The organism is Paenibacillus sp. S150, from assembly GCF_019352175.1.
Taxonomy (GTDB): Bacteria; Bacillota; Bacilli; order Paenibacillales; family Paenibacillaceae; genus Paenibacillus_AQ.
Window position 1 is genome coordinate 1 of the sequence record NZ_JACBYI010000001.1, and the last position, 23,715, is coordinate 23,715.

At 50.4% G+C, this 23,715-nt stretch carries 18 protein-coding genes; 3 read left to right on the plus strand and 15 right to left on the minus strand.

Features of this window, described 5'->3' with window-relative positions; genetic code table 11:
- Positions 1-418 precede the first annotated feature (418 nt).
- Entirely contained in the window at positions 419-1,321 is a 903-nt protein-coding gene (locus tag HYD27_RS00005) for a family 43 glycosylhydrolase (protein WP_219211030.1), read from the minus strand.
- 539 nt (positions 1,322-1,860) lie between these two features.
- Here HYD27_RS00005 and HYD27_RS00010 point away from each other — a divergent pair.
- Positions 1,861-2,073: a hypothetical protein gene (locus tag HYD27_RS00010; RefSeq protein WP_219210114.1), complete on the plus strand. Its 213-nt coding sequence runs from the start codon at positions 1,861-1,863 to the stop codon at positions 2,071-2,073.
- Positions 2,074-2,310: 237 nt separating this feature from the next.
- Here the strand turns inward: HYD27_RS00010 and HYD27_RS00015 are convergent, their stop codons facing one another.
- The 5 genes from HYD27_RS00015 to HYD27_RS00035 all read right to left on the minus strand — a co-directional run bounded on the left by HYD27_RS00015 (position 2,311) and on the right by HYD27_RS00035 (position 6,668).
- A complete protein-coding gene (locus HYD27_RS00015) occupies positions 2,311-3,189 on the minus strand; it encodes a cysteine ABC transporter substrate-binding protein (protein WP_219210117.1) in 879 nt (292 codons plus the stop codon).
- Between the two features lie 19 nt (positions 3,190-3,208).
- Entirely contained in the window at positions 3,209-3,964 is a 756-nt protein-coding gene (locus HYD27_RS00020; RefSeq protein ID WP_304623559.1) for an amino acid ABC transporter ATP-binding protein, read from the minus strand.
- A gap of 22 nt (positions 3,965-3,986) precedes the next feature.
- Positions 3,987-4,664, minus strand: a complete 678-nt coding sequence (locus HYD27_RS00025) for an amino acid ABC transporter permease (RefSeq protein WP_219210119.1) — start codon at positions 4,662-4,664, stop codon at positions 3,987-3,989.
- The gene (locus HYD27_RS00030) at positions 4,645-5,310 is read right to left on the minus strand and encodes an amino acid ABC transporter permease (RefSeq protein ID WP_219210120.1); all 666 of its coding nucleotides are present in this window, start codon (positions 5,308-5,310) and stop codon (positions 4,645-4,647) included. Before HYD27_RS00030 ends, HYD27_RS00025 begins: the two co-directional genes overlap by 20 nt.
- A 149-nt stretch (positions 5,311-5,459) precedes the next feature.
- Positions 5,460-6,668, minus strand: a complete 1,209-nt coding sequence (locus HYD27_RS00035) for a M20 metallopeptidase family protein (protein ID WP_219210122.1) — start codon at positions 6,666-6,668, stop codon at positions 5,460-5,462.
- Positions 6,669-6,854: 186 nt separating this feature from the next.
- On the opposite strand from HYD27_RS00035, the gene hisC reads away from it, so the two are divergent.
- Positions 6,855-7,961, plus strand: a complete 1,107-nt coding sequence (gene hisC / locus HYD27_RS00040; protein WP_219210133.1) for a histidinol-phosphate transaminase — start codon at positions 6,855-6,857, stop codon at positions 7,959-7,961.
- A gap of 424 nt (positions 7,962-8,385) precedes the next feature.
- Here hisC and HYD27_RS00045 read toward each other — a convergent pair whose 3' ends face one another.
- The 9 genes from HYD27_RS00045 to HYD27_RS00085 form a co-directional block, all read right to left on the minus strand.
- A complete protein-coding gene (locus tag HYD27_RS00045) occupies positions 8,386-9,501 on the minus strand; it encodes an iron-containing alcohol dehydrogenase family protein (RefSeq protein WP_219210135.1) in 1,116 nt (371 codons plus the stop codon).
- Positions 9,502-9,932: 431 nt separating this feature from the next.
- Positions 9,933-11,246, minus strand: a complete 1,314-nt coding sequence (locus tag HYD27_RS00050; RefSeq protein ID WP_219210138.1) for a nitrogenase component 1 — start codon at positions 11,244-11,246, stop codon at positions 9,933-9,935.
- A complete protein-coding gene (locus HYD27_RS00055) occupies positions 11,239-12,717 on the minus strand; it encodes a nitrogenase component 1 (RefSeq protein WP_219210139.1) in 1,479 nt (492 codons plus the stop codon). The genes HYD27_RS00050 and HYD27_RS00055 overlap by 8 nt, the downstream gene beginning before the upstream one ends.
- 885 nt (positions 12,718-13,602) lie before the next feature.
- Positions 13,603-15,192, minus strand: coding sequence for an extracellular solute-binding protein (locus HYD27_RS00060; RefSeq protein ID WP_219210142.1), 1,590 nt, complete (start codon positions 15,190-15,192; stop codon positions 13,603-13,605).
- An 81-nt stretch (positions 15,193-15,273) separates the two neighbouring features.
- Complete coding sequence (locus HYD27_RS00065; protein WP_309241988.1) at positions 15,274-16,146, minus strand: carbohydrate ABC transporter permease; 873 nt, start codon at positions 16,144-16,146, stop codon at positions 15,274-15,276.
- Between the two features lie 128 nt (positions 16,147-16,274).
- Positions 16,275-17,249, minus strand: coding sequence for an ABC transporter permease (locus HYD27_RS00070; protein ID WP_228744835.1), 975 nt, complete (start codon positions 17,247-17,249; stop codon positions 16,275-16,277).
- A 228-nt stretch (positions 17,250-17,477) separates the two neighbouring features.
- The gene (locus HYD27_RS00075) at positions 17,478-19,691 is read right to left on the minus strand and encodes a helix-turn-helix domain-containing protein (protein WP_219210144.1); all 2,214 of its coding nucleotides are present in this window, start codon (positions 19,689-19,691) and stop codon (positions 17,478-17,480) included.
- 488 nt (positions 19,692-20,179) lie between these two features.
- The gene (locus HYD27_RS00080) at positions 20,180-20,602 is read right to left on the minus strand and encodes a hypothetical protein (protein WP_219210145.1); all 423 of its coding nucleotides are present in this window, start codon (positions 20,600-20,602) and stop codon (positions 20,180-20,182) included.
- Between the two features lie 363 nt (positions 20,603-20,965).
- Positions 20,966-21,733 (minus strand): DUF817 domain-containing protein, encoded by a 768-nt coding sequence (locus tag HYD27_RS00085; protein WP_219210147.1) that lies wholly within the window; start codon positions 21,731-21,733, stop codon positions 20,966-20,968.
- A gap of 305 nt (positions 21,734-22,038) precedes the next feature.
- Here HYD27_RS00085 and HYD27_RS00090 point away from each other — a divergent pair, with 305 nt between their 5' ends.
- Positions 22,039-23,442, plus strand: coding sequence for a helix-turn-helix domain-containing protein (locus tag HYD27_RS00090; RefSeq protein ID WP_219210149.1), 1,404 nt, complete (start codon positions 22,039-22,041; stop codon positions 23,440-23,442).
- Positions 23,443-23,715: the final 273 nt, after the last annotated feature.

A 23,715-nucleotide genomic window follows, 5' to 3' on the forward strand; every position in this document is an offset into this window, starting at 1 on the left:
AACGGGCAGGTTCTCGGCCCTCGTCTGCGATTGCCACCGCAATTTTTTCTTTAGACACATCCAAACCGACGTATTTTATGGTATTCTTCATAGTAACAGCTCCTTTCGCATGTAGCTCTGAAATGGTGGTTTTCACTTCCATTTTAACCTACGATGTGCGAACAGGGGCTGCCTTTCGTTCATCATAACTTTACTCCATTCCACTTCACGCCTGCCCCGGTAGCGGCCTCGGTTGGACCGCTCTATTCCGCGCTTCCTCCTGCAAAACATTGAACCCGCAGGTTTAGCACGGCCGCCACGCATTGTAACTTATCCCCAGTAAAAGAAATTCATAATTTCCTGAACAATCAAAACATCCGCAGCCGTTCAGGCTGCGGATGTTATTTTGCCGGCGCCGGTAAAAGCGCCTGAGCGTTACTTAATTATAATACGGCCAGCCGCTGGAATCCCAATACAGATCGCTGATCAGCAGCTTGGGCGCCCCATTCTCGGCGACACTGTAAGCATGACGGGCAATGACGCTCGTACCGCTAACATCCTGGCCTCCCGGCCCCTTCCAGTAATCATTCCCGCTGTCCAGTACAGTCGCTCCTCCGTCCTTCATGTCCGTCCCGTCCTTCGCATAATACGGCCCTGTTACGCTGGTCGAACGTCCGACGGCTATCTTGTAAGTGCTGTTCACCCCCTGGCAGCAACTGCCAATGGACACGAACAGGTAGTAATAGCCTGTGCTGCTGTTATAGACTAGACTCGCGCCTTCGATTCCGCCGGACTTGGTCGCAATCCGGTAGGAATTGCCTGTCGGCTTCATCGTGGACTTGCTGATGGACGTAATGTAAATTCCGTTGCTCCAGGAACCGAAGACCATCCACAGATTGCCGTTCGCATCCTGGGAAATGTTCGAATCGATCGCATTGTAGTTAGAGGCTTCTGTGGAGCTGATCACTACACCTTTGTCCGTCCATACGCCGCCGGATATCGAATTTGTAGTCACCAGTCCAATCGCCGAAACTCTGGAGCCGAAGGTGGAAATCGAGTAATAGAGATAATAAGTTCCGTTGTAATAAAAGATGTCAGGCGCCCATACATCCAGCCCCACTTGACCCGGCACATAGCTGCTCCACCATGAAGGCTTTGCGGTGAAGATCGGAAGTGAACGGACGTAATTGGTGCCATTCGTTGAATATAGAACCTGCAGACCCGATCCGGTACTGAATACCCAGTGCGTATTGCCCTCCTTGATGTAGGCAGGATCATGCACATTGGTATCTCCGGTCAGACTCCAGGTTGCTGCAGATGCGGGAATTACGGAGGTAAGCATCAGAAACAGGGCCAACAAAAGCGGGGTATACCATCTTCTACTTGCCTTGAACACCTTTCCACTCTCCTTTTGAACTACTGGATTCAACTTTACCGCCGCACCTTCACCTCTTCCTCATTGGTATCGCTTACAAATTTCAGTATAAATTAAATCATTTAATCATATTATAAAATTACATAATCCAGATCATTTCGTCAACCCTTATTTTTCCAGAGATTTTTGAATAGTTTTTTAATTTTAAGCGTATATATCAATATTTTTTTATTCCACATTTTATTTCACATTATATGTTTACTCTTGCATTCAAATCCCCTTCCTTTTTTTATTTTATATTTAATTAAAACAAAATATCATATTTCAGATGGTGCCCAGCAAAAAAAAGAGAAGGTCCGTCTATTTCGGACCCTCTCTTTTTTTGCTTTTACAGAACAAAATGGCAAATTCTAAATTTATTAACCTTAATAAGTTGATTGTGAGGCAAAAATGTAGTACGTTAAAGAAGCTAGTAAATCATTCATAGAATAGGAGAGATGATGACGATGGAAAAAATGTGTATGGAAATGATGATGAACATGTGCATGGAAGACATGATGGCGAAAATGAACTCCATGAAGATGTGTATGGAGAAAATGTCTGAAATGGGAATGATGGACATGAACATGGACATGATGATGAGCAAAATGCAAAACTGTGATGAAATGATGACCATGTGTATGACAATGATGCGTGAAAGAATGGAAATGACCAAGTAATTGATCCTGTCCTGAGCTTGCATAGTGAATCGGCAAAATTCACTAAAACGAATAAACTATAAGTTTGGGCAGAGCAGACTAACTGCATGCCTTTTTTATTTATATACCTAGTATTATACTCGGCATTATGTATTTTGCAATAGGTTTTTTTGACGGGAGCCCCCCTGCTGTCACCAGAGCCGTTTGGCAGCAAAGACACCTTTGCAGGTGCCTTTCGCCAAACTTCATTTATTATAACTACTCGAATTTTCCGCCTTCTACCACAAGCTCATCGGTATAGCCTTCCCCATAAACCTCGTTCAATGTTTCTTTATAGGCCTGATGAATGAACTGCTCCTTGCCCAGGGAATCCAGTTCAGTATTGATCCAGTTAAGCAGTTCAGTATTGCCCTTGGCTACTGCCGGTGCAATCGTATCCTGACCCCCAAAAGCCGGAATACTGACCGTAAAGCCGGGATTGGATTTTGCCCATGCGATAAGCTCTGTATTGTCATTTGCAATCGCGGCCCCCCGTCCGTCCTTGAGTGCGGAGAATATTTCCGTGTACTGGTCAAATTTCAGCAGCTCGATCTCCGGATACTCCTTGGTAAAATAAGTTTCAGCCGTTGTTCCTTTGGCTACGATCAGCTTCTGCCCCTTTGCTTTTAATTGGTCGATTGAAGTAATCGGCGCGCTGTCCGGAGATACAATTCCGAAGGAGAGCTTCATATATGGGCTGGCAAAGTCCACCTTCTCTTTTCTCTCATCCGTCACCGTAAAGTTAGCCATGATGATATCCACTTTATTCGATTCCAGATACGCCACGCGGCTTGCAGCATCGACCAGAACAAATTCAGCTTTGGATTCATCTCCAAGCAGATCCTTTGCAAAGCGCTTGGCAATATAAACATCAAATCCCTGATTCTTGCCTTCGGAATCCACATAGCCAAAAGGCGGCTTGTCTGCAAACACGCCGATGCGGATGCTGTCTTTTTTCTTCAGCTGCTCAATCGTGGCAAAGTTGGATGAACCGGCGCTCGATTCTCCATTGTTACCAGAATTCGTGCATGCGGTCATGCCCAATAATAACAGCCCTGCCGCTGCCAGCCCCGTCAATAATTTTCTGCCCTTTCCCATCTCTCTTCATCCCCAGTTTCTACAGTTTATTGTAATGAAATATATTTAGAAAGTGCTGTGCACGTTCTGTCGCCGGCTTGGTGAAGAATTGCCCGGGAGCTGCAATCTCACATATTCTGCCTTGATCCATAAAGACGATGCGGTCGCCTACCGATTGGGCGAACCCCATTTCATGCGTCACAATAATCATGGTCATGCCCTGTTTGGCAAGCCCCAGTATTACATCAAGCACCTCACGCACCATTTCCGGGTCCAGCGAGGCGGTCACTTCATCAAATAAAATAATATCCGGATTCATGCATAGCGCTCTTACAATAGCAATCCGCTGCTTCTGGCCTCCCGAAAGCTGCCGCGGATAGTCATGCTTGCGGTCAAGCAGCCCGACCCGTTCAAGCAGTTGTTCTGCCTGCTCCAGTGCCTCCGCACGCTCTCTTCGCTGCACCTTCAGCGGACCCAGCAGAATGTTATCCGCGACTGTCATGTGCGGGAATAAGTCATAATTCTGAAACACCATTCCGATATGCTGGCGAACCTCCCGCCAATTCACATCAGCACCGGCAAGGTTCTGTCCGCGGTATTGTATGGCTCCACCCTGAATGGGCTCCAAGCCGTTAAGACACCGCAGGAAGGTGCTCTTCCCGCAGCCGGAGGGTCCGAGGACTACAATCACCTCTCCTTGCCGGACCTGCAGCTCAATGCCGTCCAAAACCTGCCTGCCGCCAAAAAACTTGCTGATTCCCCTTATCTCCAGCAAGGTATCCCCGCTATTTGCCATTGCAGCTGTTCCTTTCCTACCGTTATATTTGCCATCTGCGTTCAAATCTCTTGGAAAGTCTGGATAACGGATAGCATACCAGGAAATATAGAATGAATATGAAGCCATATACCCAAAATGATGCATTTGGCGCCTTGATTACACCCAGCTCAATAATCTGCTGTCCAATCTTCACGACTTCGATCACGCCGATCAAAACGACAAGCGAGGTTGTCTTCACCATGCGCGTTGCTAAATTAATGGAGCCTGGCAGCATACGCCGTACCGCCTGCGGAATCAGCACATGCCGGTAGAGCTGTCCATTGCTCAGGCCCAGCGCCCTGCCGGATTCCACCTGATGCTTCGGCATTGACTCCAGTCCGCCGCGGACAAGATCTCCGGTCTCTGCCGCCCCCCAAAGGCTAAATACAAATATCGCTGCAGCCTTACCGCTGATGTCAATATGAAGCAATGGAGAGAAGCTGAAATGCACGACATACAGCCAGACCAGGATGGGAATAATCCTGAAGGCTTCGAGGTAGAGCCTCAGGATAAAGCGCAGGGGTGTGGACTTCAGCGTTCTTAGCAGTCCCATGACGATCCCCAGAATAGTTCCGATAACAATAGAAGCCAAAGCAATTTCTATGGTAACCAGCAGCCCTCCCAGCAAACGTTCCAGGTTCGATCCTTCGAACAGCACCTCAATCCCCGAATTCCGCATATCTCACCTTCCTTTCCAGCCAGCTCAGCAGCACAGATAAAGGCAGAACCAGCACCAGATAGGCCAGAACCAAAAGCAGAAGGGACTCTGCAGTCTTGTAATGCATGCCAATCAAATCCTTGGCCACATTCATCAAATCCATCAGGGCGATTGCTCCCACAATTGAAGTTTCCTTCAGCAGAAAAATCGCATTGGCTCCCAGCGAAGGAATGCCGATTGCAAGTGCCTGCGGAAGGATGATGTATCTCGCCAGTTGCAGCTTGCCCAGTCCGATGCTGAGGCCCGATTCAAGCTGGGATTTGCCTACTGCCTCGATTCCGCTTCTGAAGGCTTCCGTCATGTAGCTGCCCCCCAGAAAGGTTAAGCCAACAATCGCACAAGTGAACTCGCTCAGGTGCAGACCTATTTTCGGCAGGCCATAATAGAGGAAAAACAGCTGGACCAGCAGCGGAGTATTCCTGGACAATTCAACATAGGCGAGAATAAGTCCGCTGATGCCCCTGACCTTATTAAACAGCACCAGACTGAATAACAGGCCAAGCAGTGTTGAGAGCAATATGGCGATTACAGCCAATTTCACTGTCAGCCACATGGCAGCGCCATACAGAGGCAGGCTTCGAACAATGAAATCCCAGTCTAAATTCATTTGCATAACCTTCCGTTTGCTAATTAATAAACAATTATATTGATTTACTAGAGTGATTTTATATCAAAGCTAACATGTTATGATATGATTTATTTCACATTATTCCAACCAGCAAAGTATGCTTTTTGAGTCGCCTCTCTGGTCATTAATTAGCCCTCACTTAAATAGGAAACAGCCAGAAAGGCAAACACAGCGGCTCCAACCGGCAGTGCATTCTCATCCAGATCGAATTTGGGATGGTGAAGCGGATAGTTGGCTGCTCCCTGAAGCGCCGTTCCGAGCGAGAAGAAAACGGAGGGGACGATATGCGAATAATAAGCAAAATCCTCTCCAAGCAGCAAGCGGGGTACTTCCTTCACCCTGTCATTCCCCAGGAAATATGTAAGCGCAAGCGCAGACTCTGCCGTTAATTCGGGATCGTTAATCAGCGGTCCGCCGCCGGTCGTGAAGGTAAGCCTGTAACCGGCTCCGTGCGCCTCCGTCACGGACTTGGCCAGCTTTTCAATCCAGCCGCCGGCCCTGTGAAGCAGCTCCAGGCTGAAGGCTCTGACAGTACCGCCCAGCACGAGCGTGTCTGCGATTACATTCAGCGCCTGTCCGCCATGAATGGTGCACACGGTGAGCACGAAAGGCTCCAGCGGGTCCACTTTTGACGAGGCTATGGATTGCAGCGCCTGAATGAGCTCTGCCGCCGCAAGAATGGGGTCCACCGCATGATGCGGCTCGGCCCCGTGACCGCCGTTCCCGAGAATTTCAATTCTGAAGCCGCCGGCCGCGGCATAAAAAGGGCCTTCACGGTATCCGATGGTTCCCGCCTCCAAATGAGGGGCTGCATGCATGCCAAATACCGCAGCCACATCCGGATTGTGCAGGACTCCTTCCTTGATCATATCCGGCGCTCCCCCGAGGGAGCTCTCCTCACTGGGCTGAAAGATAAATTTCACGTTTCCTGCAAGCGAGCCTCTGAGTCCGGCCAATATTTTGGCTGCTCCCAGCAGCATGGCAGTATGGGCATCATGCCCGCAGGCATGCATGACATTCTTTTTAACAGAGCGGTATTCATGGTCATTGTCTTCATTGATCGGGAGCGCATCCATGTCGGCCCGAAGAGCTGCTGTCCTCCCTTCCCTCCCCCCTCTTAGCAATCCAACCACTCCTGTAGTGCCTATACCTTCGGTAACCTCAATATCCAGTTCTCTAAGTGTTTTGGCTGCGAGCGAAGCGGTTTCATATTCTTCCAAAGCCAATTCAGGATTCCGGTGAATCTCCCGGCGCAAGGCTATAATCTCCTGCTTAAGCTCCATGGCCTTCGCATATATTGCCTGCCGCAGCTTATGGCTGTCCATACCTGTCTCCATTTCCGTCACTCCCTTCCTTTCCTTCTTGGCCAGACAGGATTTCCCCATCGTTTCTTATGTGCTTTTATACATTGACACCAAGCATATGGAAAATTATAGTTTTCATATAAACCATTTATCCAATCGGAATAATAAGCATTTGATTCTAATGTATGAGTCTTTATATTTAAAAGGAGGAATATCAGAATGGGCAAGCCGTCTTACCGCAAGGAACTCGATCATCTCCCGTCATATCGCCCCGCCAAATCACTGGAAGAGATTCAGCGTGAGCTTGGATTGACCGAGATCATCAAACTGTCCGGGAACGAGAATTGCCTGGGGGCCTCGCCGCTGGCCGGGGAAGCGGTGCGGAATGCCGCTGGTCAGCTGTACCGCTATGCGGACAGCACCTGCATGTCGCTTAGAGGCAAGCTGGCCCGCCGCCTCAATCTGCCGGAGGAGCAGCTGATCTTTGGCAACGGGTCCTTCGAGATTGTGTCGCTGATTGCCCAGGCCTTCCTTGAACCGGGACAAGCCAGCATTATCCCTGAGCCGACCTTTGGCTGGTACCGGATCGCCAGTCTGGCCGCAGGCGCAGACCTTATCAGTGTGCCGCTGACGCAGCATGCCATTGACTTAACTGCGGTTTCCGCAGCCATCAGCAGCAAGGCCAAGGTCATTTGGCTGTGCAATCCCAACAATCCCACAGGAACCATCTTTAGCGGGGCCTCCTTGCAGAATTTCATGAAAACAGTGCCGGAAGATACGGTAGTCGTGCTTGACGAAGCCTATTATGAATACGTCCAGGATGCCGCTTATCCGGAATCGGCCAATTATCTTGCGCTCTACTCCAATCTCATTATTCTCCGCACCTTTTCCAAGGTGTATGGACTGGCCGCCATGAGAATTGGATACGGCATTGCCCATCCGGACCTGATCGGCCTTCTGAACCGGGTCCGGCTGCCGATCAATGTCAATGGGCTGGCCCAGATCGCCGCTGAAGCGGCACTGGATGACAAGGAGTTCACAGCTGCCGTTCTGGAGAACAACAGACTGGGGCAGGACTTCTACTGCCAACAGTTCGATGAGCTGAAGCTGGAGTATATCAAGACCGAAACCAACTTCATTATGGTCAATGTGGAAGCAGACAGCCGCTCCGTTGCAGCCCGGGCCCTCCGGCTGGGCATCTCCATTCGTGCGGGCTCGGAATACGGCATGCCGGCCTGGCTGAGGATTACCATCGGCACCCCCGCGCAGAATAAGCGTGTGGTGGATATGCTTCGTCAGGTTCTTTTCTCTGAAGTCCGTATATAAATTGTTTGCTCCTCTAACTGTCTACTCCCATAAACTGAACTGGAATCTGTAGTGTTCATGGTCAGCTTACTATAGGGCGGAGGAATTCCTTTTTGGAAGGATTGCACTTTCTGCAATAGACATCCATGCCGCTGCGCGGCACCCAAGAGGATGCAAATATGAGCAGAGAAATGAATTTGCAGGATAGATTTATCATGGTTCTGCAGCGAACCGAATTCTGCTGTATTTCCTGCAATTGATTTTTGACTTACTGCTGAAAAGCGTCATTTTCAGTGGATTCTATCCTGAAATAACATTGTCCGGAGTGAGGGCATTGTGATGGAAGCCTCGGGTCGGGCTTGTGGACATGTAGGCTTGTGGGCATACGGGCTCTCGGACATGAAGACTTATTATGGACATACGGGCTTTCGGACATGGGCTGTTATCATTTCAACCCGCCGGCGGTAATTGCCGGCACGCCGTTCAACTGGGCATTCCCGTGCCGGTCCGCGGTAATAACCGCTTCCTGAAGCAGCTTGGCATTCACTGCGAAGCTGAGCAGGGCAGAACCAAGATTCACGCCCTGGGCAATCTCTTTCGCAACATCCGCAGGCTGAGCAGTAATCCCCAATTGCTTCAAGGTAACCGGAAGCTCCAGCACCCGGAGCAGAAGTATCAATTCATGGATCTGCTGCTCCGGCTTGCCTTCCAGCACGAACTGGACCAGCAGGCCGAAGCCGACCTTCTCTCCATGGAGCGAGCCATGGGTTTCGGGCAGTGAGGTCAGGCTGTTATGCACCGCGTGGGCAACCGCCGCATGATGATTCCCTTGGGTGACGCTTCCGGTCAGGCCGGCAAGAAGGATAACCGCGTCAACCGTCTTGCGGAAGGCCGGGGTCACCCGCCCCGAGCCCGCATCCTTTGCGGCCTGGACGGCATGCTCCTCCAGCACCTCCAGGGCCAGAGCAGACACACGCAGGGCGATGCCGAGTGAGAGGTCCTCCTCCGCAGCCGCCGCATGCGGCGCATTCTCATACCATTTCACCAGCGTATCGGCAATTCCGGATTTCAAATACCGGGCAGGAGCGGCGGCAAGCAGAGACAAATCGGCGATGGCCAGCTCCGGCGCGTTCTTCAGCGGCCGCGGCCCCGCATAGCGGCCGGACTCCTCATAAATTATGCTTAGTGCAGACCAGGCGGCACAGGTCGCCGCAACGGTAGGAATGGTTGCGGCAGGAATTTCCCGCTCTTCCGCAACGGCTTTGGCCAGATCAAGAATCCGCCCGCCGCCGACACCGACAATCACCCCGGCTTCAAGCTCTTCAGCCCTTAACGCGAAGGCAGCAATGGCACCGGCGGTGCATTCCCCGTCGTAGCTTTCGATGACAAAAGATACGCCCGCGGCGTCCAGGCTTGGCAGCAGCTCCCGGACGGTTACCTCCAAGGCCGTTTTCCCTCCAATAATCAGCGCATGGGTGCCCAGCTCCGCGATGGCGGACCCGGCAATGCGTATGGCGCCCTCTTCGGTATAATAGCGTTTTGGTGTTCGGATATGGATCATTCATTCTCACTCCCTGAAGTTTAATGATAAGCCAATTAATTTGTTACTCCCAAGACATCCGCCTCAGAAGCACAGCGCTCTATAATGTTCCGGTAAGCTGTAAGTGAAATCCTAATTACTGTCTGGACTCTTCATGCATTTCCTGCCGGACTCTGCAAGGCATCTGCCTTTTCCTGCCGGACTGGATCGCTTCCGGACGCAGCCGATGCCTGTGCACAGCCTGTGCCGCCTGAAGAACAGCAAAAAGACTGTGCGTCCTCCCGATCCCGGGCAGGAATGCACAGCCTCTGGTTTACCAGTCAGCATACACGTGAATCTCTTCCGCATTCACACCAAGTCTGAACAGCTGCCAAATATCACCTTCTTTCCTGACCAAGCCTTCAATGGATTGATCCGCTTCTCCCCGCAAGGCAGAGCAAGGTTAACTCCGGTCAGATCGCGGTCTCCAGCACGACGGAGTAAATGTCCTCCAGCAGCCGCAGTGCCCCCTGATATCCAGCATATGACCTGTCAAGAATCAAACGCTGCCCGGCGGGCATGGATACACCGAGATAATGGCCGTTCAGTTCCTTCGCCAGCACCTTCTCCCAGATCGTGCCGATGATCAGCGGACGCCCGAAATAATTGGTTGCCCGTATCTGCTCGTGCACACCTTCCCCGTCCGAAGTAAACTCCACCTCGGCCGAAATTCCCTGCTCATACTCAGTGAACAGCCGGCGGACGCGCTTTTCATATTTTTTGGGAATGCCATCCATTACAAATTGCTTCTCCGGGAACAGCCCCATATCGTTGACCAGGAACCGCGAGACGGCAAGCGCATAGAAGCTGTCGGCAACCGTCACGAACCGTCTGCCGATGGAACGGGTCTCCAGAAAGGTGTCCGCCGCTTTTTCAATATAATAGTAATACTCGTCTTCATGTCTGCGGATGACCTCTTCCACAACAGCCGGATCAATCCCCGCATATTCGCCAACCGTCCGCAGGAAAAGGGAGGTCTCACTCGGTCCGATCGGCAGTACCGGATACTGCAGGTAAGGGGTGCCGAGCTTTTTCTCCAGCTTTTCCATATTGCCAAGCCCTACCCATGGAGAAACGAGCAGGTTAAAGGAAGCCTGGGGAACCTTGTCAATAGCCTTCACTCCCCGCCCCGGACCAAAAATGGTATTGGGAACCAGACCGATCTCCGACAGCAAATACTCCAGCTGCTTCAGATTGCCATACCAGAAGGGATCATGTGCAGGAACAGTGGCCCAAAGGTTGACCAGCTTCTCCTGCACAGGAGCAGGCTGCAAATACTGGTCAATAATCGCATTGATCACCAGTTCATGCCCCAGCAGATTACTTCCCTTGAATCCGGCAGTCTCCGCGTATAATACCGGTTTCCCGGCAGCCGCGAACCCGCGGACCACCTCCCCGACATCATCGCCGATGATCTCCGAGGTGCAGCCCGTAAGGACGATGAACAAATCCGCGTCGATCACCTTCAGCGAATTGACAATCGTCTCTCTCAGCCGCTCACTGCCCCCAAATACGACTTCCCGCTCACTCAGATTGGAAGAGGGATAGATATGATAGGAAATATAGCCTGAGCCCTGACCGTCATTGGAATTCGTAAGGGCCCGGGACAGCTTCGCCCCGCAGCCGGGGCCGGAATGAAGAACAGGCACCGCCCGTTCAATCGCATTCACCGTCTGCATCGCACCCAGCGCGCATACATACCGGGGCTGGTCAATCAGCTTAACCACGCGCACCCGCTCCTTCGGCCAAAAATAGATTCGGATGCTGCTGGTACCACCATTCCGTATACGGCAGCTTCGTCCGCTTGGAGAGCTTGTTCGCCAGACTGCGGTTGGTCACGGCATCATGGATCAGATAGGCGAAATCCAGTGTGCCTCCATACCCGAAGGAGGTATATTCGTCCATGACGCACACGGATGCGGTCCCCTGCTTCAGCGCCCATACCGTAGTGCCGGAATGTCTGGAGAAGTAAATATCCGGCTTCAGCGTCTGCAAAATATTCATCAGCTCATAATTCTGCTGGTCGCTCACGCTCAGCGGCACATTCCCGGTACCGGCGGCAGCCAGGTACTCAAGCTCCTCCACCGGCTGCCCGCCGTCATAGCCCGGGTCCAAATGCCAGGCGGAAGCCCAGACAATCTCAAGTCCCAGCTCCTGCAGCACCCGGATAAAATTAAATGTATACCCTGGCCCCATTCCGATGACGGCACGCAAGCCTTTGAGCTTGGCCTTGACCTTGTTCAGCTCCGGCAGGACTCTCGCCCGCTCCTCTTCAAGATACTGCTCCACCTCGGCTTCCTTGCCCAGCACGCCTCCGAGCGTGCGCAGCCATTCATCGAATCCGCTGATCCCATGCGGCCGCAGCGACTGCACATAGGGAACACCATATTCCTGCTGCAGGCCATTGCCGAGATAGGTTCCCAGCGTCCCGCAGATGCTGACCGTCGCCGCGGATTCGGACAGCCTGGACAGCTGCTCAATCGTTGCCCCATTCGGCAGGAATAACGGCTCTACACCCAGGCGGGCAAACAGCTCGGTAATTTGCTTCTTTTCACTGCCGAAGAAATTTATGAAATTGACGATGTTGTTCTTCTCCTTGGGCGGCTGGACAATTCCCGTTAAGATCGCGTGAAAGGCCATATCAAAGCCGGTCGCCCAGATCTTGCTCTTGAAGCCTTCGCAAAAAACGGGAGTAACCGGGATCGGAATCTCCTCCTTCAGCTCCTTGATCACACTCTCTACATCCTCACCGATCACCCCCGACACGCAGGAGGTCGAGACAAATATCGCCGACGGCTTATAGCGGCGGTAAGTCTCGCGCACCACCTCCCGGAGCTTCCCCAGCGCGCCAAATACAGTATCCTGCTCAGTCATATCCGTGCCGACAAAATGAGTATTCCTCTCCTCGAAGCCAAGCATCTTCCCCGAATATTTACGGGTAATATTGGCTCCTATGGCGTCGACGGTACAGCCTACAGGGCCATGGTTGACCAGCGCCGAATCAATGATGCCGGATACCATCCCCTGGGCGCAGGCGGCATTGCACAGGCTGGCCTGGTTGAAGCACCGGTCCTTATTGCCCAGCCCCCCGCAGCCCGATAAACGGACCGCTTCCTTCAGATTCCCGCTGTACCCCGATATGGACCCCAGCCTTTGTTCACGGATCGGCGCTTCCGCTACCTTCAGATTAACACTCATCCTGTTTCCTCCTTCTGTTCAGCTCCCACAATGTAAATTGACTAATTTGCGCTCCCATAACGGCATTTCTGCGCAGGATTAGAAGACTGCTGCTGTATCAAATACAGTGTGGGCGAGCTTCACGATTTAACTCTGTCCCGTATTGCTTCCCCGGTTCATACCTCCCTTCAAGCAAAAATGCCGGATTCATAGGGGAAATGCTCCCTCTGAATCCGGCCTCCAGTCATCTAGTCGGCCACACACGGCCTTTATTGTGAATGCATTCACAACGAAGGCTAAAGCTGAGTGAATGCGAAAAGCCCAGCGCAGACCTTTGCATGCAAAGACCGGCTCGGCTTCTAGTTAACTAGTCAGCTTAAATAATTACCTTGTATTCTCATCGGAATTAATTAATGAATATAATATGCCAAGCAGTATGGGCTGTCAACTATATTTTTCCATATCATGTGTATAGCTATATAAATTGAATTTGCAATTTTTTGATTAATTCCGCTCTTTGCGGCGGATATCCGCAGACTGGCGATGCTTCTTCCGAAGTGGGCTTTCCTACGGAAAGCTTTCAGGCGGCCGTTATCCTTCTTCTTCGCCCATTCCAAACTTCATCTCCGCCACTCCTGCCTTCTGCAGTTCTTTGGTTCGGCTCTATACTTCTTACATATAGAATGGAAGGCTCTCTAAGAGACAGGATATACGCTGACTTTACTAACATGGGGGATCGGGAAGTCCGGATTTCCTGCGCATCTGCCGGTGCCGGATATACGGTCAATCTTGCTGGTACCTGCATATTTATGCGCCTCCAGAACGTGATAGGACCGGCCGCAGGCAGACATGTCCCCATGCCCGCAGGCCAGCCGGTCCTCCCTCAACACAGAATACGCCTTCTATTTACTGCTTACTCCGTTCGTCATGAATCTTTTGGGCCTCATCAAGCTCTGCCTGTCCGCCGGAATTGAGCCATTGTGCCTTGAAGTCGTCAAAATCCTTGTCCGTATTGGCCTCACCGGAAATAGCCTTGATATAATACTGGGCCTGAAGTGTATTCAGGATTGCCTCATATTGCGCTTTCGTTGTCATAACTGTCGATTGCATCAGATCGGTCAGGACGGTTAAGCCCTCGATGTTCGTCACCTTCTCTTTGAAAGCCAGCTTTTCCGGGGAATAGTGGTGCTTCAGCATCGAATTAACCTTGGCGCCAAACGGATTGTAGAAGCCCGTACCCAGCTCATTCATTAATTCTGTTCCCGTTGCCGCTTCCGTAACTACCGCCAGATCGCCTTCGAGATTATAAGAGTTGCCTTTCTCACCGAACACTGTGGTCAGATAGCCCTCATCATCGGTAGTGACATATTCCAGAATCTGCAGAATTTTGATCCGTTTCGCCTCATCCTTCTCCAGCTGCGCACCGAATAACAGCGGCGGCTGCAAGGCCCCGTTGGCCATGGCATATTTCTTGCCTTCCGGTCCGGTGAAGGCGGCTCCCGGAACAAGTTCAATTCCTTTATCCTTGGAGATCAGGCCAAAGTAACCGTCATCGTAGAGATGATGCCACATTCCGGTTTCAATAACGCCTGTGCGCAGGCTGACAAACTTGGTTTGAATTTCGCCGTTGCCATCCGTAATAAACTCGGGATCGATAATGCCTGCAGTATACCATTTATTCAGCAGCTTCAGCGCATTGCGCGCTTCCTCTGTAATCGCGCCATAAGCGACTTTGCCATCCGCATCCAGCTTGAACTGGTAAGGAGCCACGCCATAGGCTGCAAAAATGGTGTTGAACAGCTGCGCCTGGGCGTCCTTGCCCCGTCCGGTCAGGCCATACGTATCCTTTTTGCCGTTGCCGTCGGGATCATTGTTCGTGAATTTGGTCAGAACATCTTCAAGCTCCGCAAGATCCTTCGGCGGCTCACTGTAGCCGACCGCCTTCAGCCATTGCCCGTTGAAGGCCGGAATGAAGCCTGTCGCGCCTTCCCCCCATACCTTGGGCACACCCCAGTTTTTACCGTTATACGTGCCCGGGTCCCAGGCATTCGGATCGATGCTCTCCACATCCGCCGTATATTTAGGCATATATTGCTTGATTTCCTCCCGGGAAATGCTGGCGAGGATGCCCTGATCCGCCCATTGCACCACATCGCCGACAGTGCCGTCCACCGATATAATGTCAGGGATTTGGCCGGATGCCAGCATGACATTGAATTGTTCCTTCCAGGTTGCCGTCTCAAAGGTGATATTCTTGAATTTCACGTTGAATTTCGCTTCCAGAAATTTCTGTACGTAATTGTTATCGGCCTTGGGGATGTTCCAGTTATTGGCGATCGATATTTCAATGGGCGCAGCATTGCCGGCACTGGAGGCTTCCCCCGCATTGTTTCCGGTTGCCGCATTGTTGTTCCCGCCGTTACTGCAACCGCTTACAATCAATGCCGCCGACACCGCTGCCCCCAGCATGCCGCTTATGAACTTCTTTTGTTTCATTTCTAATTTCCTCCCTTTTGATCTTCAGCAATTATATGATTGAACCAAGCCGCCGCGATAGACGGCTTGAGCAAACATCTGTCAGCCCTTGAGCGAGCCCACCATGGTTCCTTTTACAAAATACTTTTGCAGGAACGGATAGACAATAATGATCGGCAGCGCCGTGAACATCAGCGTAGCCGCTTTGATCGGCTCGGCATAGCCCAGCTCAGAGCCCTTCACATCCGCAGCAAAGAGGGACAGATTCTCTCCGGTGATGACCACCCTTCTCAGGAAGGTTTGCAGCACCTGCTTGGAGGGGTCCTGAATGTAGAGAACGGCGTCAAACCAGGCATTCCAATGCCCCACCGCCGACCACAGCGACAGGGTGGCGATGACGGGCAGCGATAACGGAAGCACCAGCTGGAACAGAATGCGCAGGTCATTGGCACCGTCAATTTTGGCCGAGTCCTCCAGCTCGTCAGGGATATTCTGAAAGAAATTGCGCAGAATCAGCATGGAGAAGGTGCTGACCAGACCGGGAATAATATATACCAGACGCGAATCCAGCAGCCCCAGGGACTTGATCAGGAAATAGGAGGGAATCATCCCGCCGCTGAAAAACATCGTGAACACAATAATCATCGTATACACATTCCGGTGCGGCAAATATTTGCGCGAGAGCGGATAAGCCCCCAGCGACATGAACAGGACCGAGCACACGGTTCCGACTGCGGTACGGAATACGGTGTTCCCGAAGCCCGTCCAGACATCCGGATTGCCCAGCACCTTCTCCCAGGCAAACAACGAGACCTTCTGCGGGTACAGATGTATGCCAAGTCTCAAGGCCTCCGCCGGAGTGCTGAAAGAGATGGAGAGCATATGTACGAACGGATACAGCATGATAATGCATAAAAGGGTCATAAAAGTAATCAAACAGGCCTGAAAGAGCTTACTGCCCAAGCTTTGCTTCACTGCCGTGTCCTCCCATCCGCGTTTTCTGTCAAGTGAAAACGGCTTCGCCGTCCTTATAAGGACGGTATCCGTTTCAGCAAGAAAGATAAGGCTAATTGATAGTGTGTAACATATAAAGTCTTATCTTTTTAAAAGAGTCCTTGCTGTCCAAGCTTTTTGGAAATAAAATTCGTCGTCAGCACCAGGGCGAAGGCGATCACATTCTTGAACAAGCCGACGGCCGTTGTCAGGCTGAACTGGAAATTCTGCAAGCCCACCCTGTACACATAGGTATCCAGAATATCCGCCACACTATAGGTTGCAGGGGAATACAGGTTAAGGATTTGATCAAATCCTGCATCCAGCACACTGCCGATCCGCAGAATGAACATCAGGATAATCACCGGCAGGATCGTCGGCAGCGTAATGCTGATTGTCTGCTTCCAGCGGCTGGCTCCGTCCATAACGGCTGCTTCATACATATCGGGCTGTACTCCGGCGAGTGCGGCCAGATAAATTATCGTTCCCCAGCCCACTTCCTTCCAGATTGCCGAGGTTACCAGCGTAAAACGGAAATAATTGGGGTTGCCCAGAAAATATACCGGCTCCAGCCCGACAAGCTGCAGCAGATAATTCACCACACCGGTCGACGGGGACAGCAGGGTGATCAGAATTCCCGAGAGGATGACCCAGGAAAAAAAGTGCGGCAGATATGTCAGCGACTGCGCAACCCTTTTGAAGGCTACTGACCGGATTTCATTGATCAGCAGCGCCAGAATGACCGGTGCCGGGAAGCCGAACAGGATATGCAGAAAGCTGATCGTAACCGTATTCTTCAGGATCCGCAAAAAATCGGGGGATTGAAAAAACAGAAACTCGAAATGCTTGAACCCCACCCAGGGACTGCCCCAGATGCCATCCATAATCCTGAAATCCTTGAAGGCCAGCTGAATGCCGTACATTGGGGCGTAGGCAAAAACAGCGTACCAAATCATCACCGGGGCGAGAAGCAGAAACAGGTATCTGCATTTTTTGTACTCCCTCCAGGCTGCAGTAATTTTCGGCGGCACCGCCCTGTATGTTTTTTTTCTGCCGCCCATTTCCGGATGATTCACCGGGTTCATGTTGACCGCTCCTTTCCTTCATCGCAATACCATGGACTTGCTGTCGCCAGCCACAGTTCTACTTTAGAATTTTGAAAACGCTTTTTCCATTGCAAGTTCATTAGAATTCTTATAAATCCTTTCACTTCTGCCCCATTTGGCCATACAAAAAGACCGCTGCCTGGGTAGCCCGCCGTACATGCCCCAGGCAGCAGCCCTATGAACCTGTTGGTTTCGCCAATCCTTCTGCTATTCCTGATCCAGAAACAGTGTATCCAGTGCCGCCAGCTGCGAATTCCGGTATTGAACGGGAGTTACCCCGTAGCGTGTCTTGAATTTGCTGTGAAAATACTGGGGATTGCGGTACCCGACCTGCGACGCGATGGCCGACACAGAGAGGCGCGGCTGGCTGCGCAGCAGATCGGCGGCTTTTTCCAGGCGCAGCCGGGTCACATATTCGGTAAAGGCCTCCTTCGTTCCCTCACTGAAGAGCGTAGAAATGTATGCGGGCGCCAGCGATACTTCCTTGGACAGAATCTGCAGGGATATATCCTCATGCAAATGCCCGGCAATATAGGCTTTCAGGGTGCGGATAATGTCCGCGTGCGCATGGTTGCCCGAATAACGCAAATGCTCGGCAATCTGCATCGACAGCATCCGTATCCCTTCAACGGTATCGGCGAGGGTGTCCTTTTTCAATTCTTCAAAGATATTCGAGTGCGGCAGAAAGTGCTGGAGCTTAAGCTCAATCACCGATTGGTACAGCTGCGTAATTAACTGAAGCAGGGCCAGCTCCACAGCCTCAATCTGCATATTGCCCTCCTGAAGGACCCCCAGAAAATGATTAATGAAATCATTAATAGCATCCTGGTTCCCTGCTTGCAGGGCATGCTTGAAATGCTCGTATTGAAACAGGTACGGTGCCGCATTCATCTCCAGTATCCTGGAATAGGCCACAATCGAATCCCTTCCATATAAAAAATGGTAGCGGGCTGCCTGCTTGGCCATCTGATACGAATCAGCCAGCTCTTCCGGGATTGCCGCGATGCTCCCAATCGCCCCGCCGAACCTTGGCCCTGTCCCTGCCGACTCCTGCAGTTGCCGCAAATCGGCCATAATAATCGCTTCCGCATCCGTGACGTTTGGAGGAATATAATAAATAACCGCCGCTTCCTTTTCATTCAAAAGAACAAAAACGCTGTGCAACGTCCGTTCCATCGTTTCATAGCGCATTTTCAGGCATTCGCTGCCCTCCTCCGGATTATCCAGATGAGCGGTGCAATAGCTGTAGCCCGGCTGGACAAAGTCCTTATTTTCCAATCCCAGGCTTGCTCCAAGCAGCAGATTCTTCAAATCGTTTTTGCGCGCCTGCATTTCCAGGGTTATGATTTTTTCCTCCATCAGATGAAAGGCGCTGCCAATGAATACATACTCATTCACCCACGTGGCAGGCGACGAGGAATGTAAATCCTTGATTTGCATGACCAGCTTTTTCACAGGAAGATACAGCTGCTTGGAGAAGAAAAAGGACATCAGCAGACCAAACAGCACCACTGCCCCGCAGCTGGCAAACAGCCCGTTCTTCAGCCGTTCGGAGGACAGCACAAACGAGTTCATCGGCCGGTACATGGCATAAGTCCACTCATGCGCGGAATGGACCGGCTCCAGATAGGACAGGACGGCCTTGCCTTCCGTGTCTTCGATAATCTGCTCCGCGTTCCGGGGATGCTGTATCGTTTCCTTCAACAATCCGCCCAGAGCCTCATCGTACTCCCCCGTATGAAGCATCGTCCGGCCGGACCGGTCGAAGATATACAGCCGGTCAGCCGCAGAGCTGAGCATTGTGGCAGCCGCAGACTGGAGATAACCCATTCCTACATCAATGTAAAAATATCCCTTCGTCGGAACTCCGGGAGTTTCGTAAGGCAGCTTAATCACATAGGTCATAACCTCGCTTCCATCGGCCAGGGTGCGGAACAGCCATTCCTTGGGCTGCACCTCATTCAGCTTCAGAATGAACGCGGCTTCCTCCGCATTCTCAGTCATCATATAAAAATTACTGGCATCAACGACATAATTATTGGCCGGGAAATAAACGGTGACATTGACCAGCCCTTCATTCTCGATTCTGTAAAAATCAAGATCCTGCCGCAAGGAGGCAATACGGCTGAGGTTGCCCTCCCAGCTCTTGTTCAACAGCAAATTCAAATTGAAGTTATTCTGAATGAAGCGTATGGAAAGCGCCTTGCTCTGCAGATTGTCTTCATACTTCTTCAGCACGGTCTGTTCAATATAATCCTTGGCGGAGTCCAGGCGGTTTTGGTTGTCCTTCACAATCTCCTCCTCCATCATTCCATTGGCCTGGGTATACCAATAGCCCCCCATAATCCCGATGAGAACCACAGACAGAATCGTATAGGACAGGATAAACCTTATAAAGATCGTTCTTCTGTATTCGGGCAATGAACTCAACCTCCCCTTATGCTTCACCCGCACGAAAGCGGACAACAGGCAAACACTTTGTCCGCTTTCGTATTTATTATTCCATTTATAATCTAAGTATAAAGGCTTGTCCAGCAATAATGATAGCGCTAACAATTGTGTGGGCGTACGGAATGCTCTTATTGGCTTAAATTATCAGAACCAGCTGTCTTAATCCAGTCTAAAATCATTAGATTCATTGTAATTTCTTTAATATTCTATAAAAAAAACAGAATATAAAATCCGCGCATGGTCCGGAAGGATCACGGATTTATGTATTGGATCGAACAATTTATTCTGTGTTATCTATAGAGGCTGTCCCGCCCCGGCTGTATTGAGCAAGGGAAGTTCCCCGGCGCCATAAAAAACGCACCCCTGGCTGTAAACCGGATAAACCGTGGTTTATCCGGTTTGCATTCCGGCGGGTGCGTTCATTTCAATTAATGCGGTTGAACCTGTCCATGCTCCGGTTAGTCAGAAACAATGATTGCATCGAAGCTTTCCGGGCCCACACGGATCGTTCCAAGCAAGTTCGAAGCCACAAAGGCCGTATAAGTGATTTGCGGTGTCACTGGCGGTAAAAAATCATCCGCTGAAAAGGCGATAACCTGAGGGGCCAGCACACTGAGGTTGAATGTGGAAGTAGCCGAGTATACAACTGGATCTGTTGGCAGGGTGCCTCTTACAATGGTTACAGTAACACCCACTAAAGCTAAAGGTACTTGTACAGATATTGTCCCTTTCAGGATAACACGCGGGTTAGCAGTCACTCCTTGCGTAACCAGTCCCACCTGCCCAAAAAGCTGAGGAGTATTAATGGCCAAAATAGGAATGGCTATCGAATTTGCATAGCTGGCATTCTGCGACGTTCTTCCATCAACAAAAGTTCCCATAGGATTCCCTCCTTTCTCTTAATATAGAATAACATATTCCCAGACTTGCTAAATGAGTGGATTAATTCCCCATAATTTTATTTAAAAAGAGTGGAATTTTAACCTGCCGGGCAAAGTCTATGCGCGACTCTGCCTTTTTGCTCCGGGAGACGGCGCCTCATTGTACAGTGGAGCTGCTGACAGGCTATAAGCATGGAGAGCTTGGCGCTCACCGCCCCCAGGAATGGACGCAACGGGCCTTGGCCTTCTGGAATTAGCTTGCAAACACACACCCGAACTTTTCGTCCGGGTATGCCTTATACAGCTTGGATACGGCTACAATGCCTCTTCGTTCAAGCACGGCGGTCAGCCTTCAGCTGAATTTTACGTTGTCCGGCTGGCTTTGACATGTTTAAGCTGGGCAACAATAATGACGCTGATGATGACCAGCAGGAACCACGAGCTGATTTTGCTGAAGCTGACCAGCCTCCAGGCTTCGTACTGGTCGGGATATTTCCAGGCATTGAAAAATGTGGCGACATTCTCGGCCAGCCAGATAAAAAAGCCTACGATAACAAAAGCCAGTGTCAACGGCATCCGGTAGGCAGCGGCCCGGACCCGGTAAATAATCCGGGTTCTCCAAAAGACAACGAGCACAAGCGCCGTCAGCCACCAGCGGAAATCAGGAATGAAATGATGTGTGAAAAAGTTCAGATAAATGGCTCCGCCGAGCAGCCCTGCATAAACAAGCCGCGGCCAGCCGGTCATATCCATCTTCAGCCTGCGCCAGATCTGGCACATAAAGCTTGCGACACTTGCATACATGAATCCGCTGTACAAGGGGACGCCGAGTACCTTCGTTAAACCTGGCTCAGGGTAGGACCACGATCCCATCCTGACCTTATATATTTCCAGCAGCAGGCCGATTACGTGAAATACACAGATCACTTTGATTTCATCCCAGGTCTCTAATCCGCTGCGGTACATGAGATACTGTACGGTAAGCAAGATAATAAGAATGGCATCATAGCGGTAGACGAAGGGCAGCTCTATTGCGCCGGAAAGAGCCAGCGTCCCAAAGATCGCCACAGGAAAGATGCAGCTCATCGCCTGATGATAGCCAAAATGCAGTAATTGTATGATTGATTTCAAGCCCTTATTCCCCCTTGTTCATCACATTCATAATCAATCACTTTTCGGTTTAGTAACAAGATAATTGTAAAGTTCCTGTGGAAAAAGAGAAATTATTCTGCTTTTATTTCCTGTTTTCACTTCCGCAGCTGCTAGCCTGCATACTCCCTCAGCCATTTAGGACAGGAATCCCAGCTCCTGCCGGGCTTCCTATCATGTTCACTATTTCTTCTAATATGCACTATTGACCGGTGGTATATTGTCACATATTATTACATCTATAAAACAAAATTCTAATTACTGGAATTCAGTCAGGTGGTGTTTCCATGGCGCCGATTACCGCCACGATTCGCGATCACTTAGCGATGTATTTGTCGCAGCAGGGGATGTCCATTAATCAATTCGCCGGACAATGCGGCATTAATTCAGGAACGCTCAGCCGCTTGCTTAACGGACAGCAGCCGATTGCCATGAATCATCTGGAGCGCATTACGCGGGGGATGCAATTGCCCGAGGATCATTTCTACAGCCTTTATGTGGATGAATGCTTTCATCACTCACCGCCATCCTGGCGGCGCCTGCGGCCGTTTCTTCTACGTGCGGCAGACCTCGGCCGCCTCGACTGCATCGAACGGGTAGTCCAGAATCTGCTGGAGAATCTGTCCTATGCCCCCATGCTGTTCGAAGTGGCCGAGGGATTGTTCCAACAGGGCCTGTGGCAGGCAGCGGCGTTATTATATAAAAATGTCAGCGCCAGTGAGAAATATCAGAATTCCGAGCGGCTGGCGGTATGCCAGTTCCGTCTATTCCGGATTAGCCTGGGCGACGACCAGACGCTCAATTTGCAGGCGGCTCTGCTCTTCGAATGCTATTTGGATAAGCTGGATGAGGCGGATCAGTTGGATGGGTTGAAGCATCTGATAAATGCTTATTATTCACTGCATCAATGGAACAAAGTGGATAAACTCGCACAGGAAATGCTTCATCTAGCTACTCTTCGATATAATCTCAAGAGCCACTTCAACCGGAAGTTCAATGATGAGAAAGTTCCCGAGAAGCCTCTTTGCTTCTATATCTTGTACTCTCATCTGATGCGTGCAAGTATCAGTGAGGAGCATCATGATTACATTTCGGCACTCAAATTTGTGACTCTTTATATGGATGAAAGTTGGATAAAAGAAGTTAAAGTAGATGAAGAGGTGCAGCGAACTGTAGAACAATTCAAGGAATGGGGCACGGCAAACACCTTATTATATCAAGTAAGGTCAGGTCAACATGAAACTCTTGCTGCATATGTAGAATACATCTCGTCCAGAAAAGATGAGATATTCGTAGCTCTATATAATATTTTAATATCTGCTAACCAGTATGATTGGAATATCGATTATATTCTCAAACGTTTTGCTTACTATATCCCTTATCGGACGTACTCTACTGAATTTGGTGAATACAATCAGCAGATTATGAAAGACCAATACGCACGTTTTCTTGCCGAATTAGCAATCTATTACTTACATAACAAGCGTAATGAAGGGATTAGCTTGATCCTGCAGAGTTTGGAATCATCTGCTAAAATCAATAACGAGACTATCATTATCAAATGTGTTGATCTATTTGAACAACACCGCCATTTAGCAAATAAAGCAGAGAAGCAGAAATATAAACTTCTGATTAGAGAGGTGCAGGATCTAAATGAAAAAAAAGCTTATCATGCTGCTAGCTTCGTGTAGCTTGGCTATAGTAACCTTTGTATTTGCGGAAACTGTTAAACCAGTAGAGGTCGTAAATACTCAAATGTTAATTCAGACTATGGGTCACGGTACGGGCGGGGGTTAAGCACTCTTTTCACTACTATTATCACTAAAGTATAACCCAAACAACGTTCCCAATATTCCGGGAACGTTGTTTTTAATTCTATTACCGAATCAGCAAAATCAGCCTCTTTCCCAACTACATAGTTCAGACACCACAACATTTAATAAGCCCTAATTCCTTGTTCACCG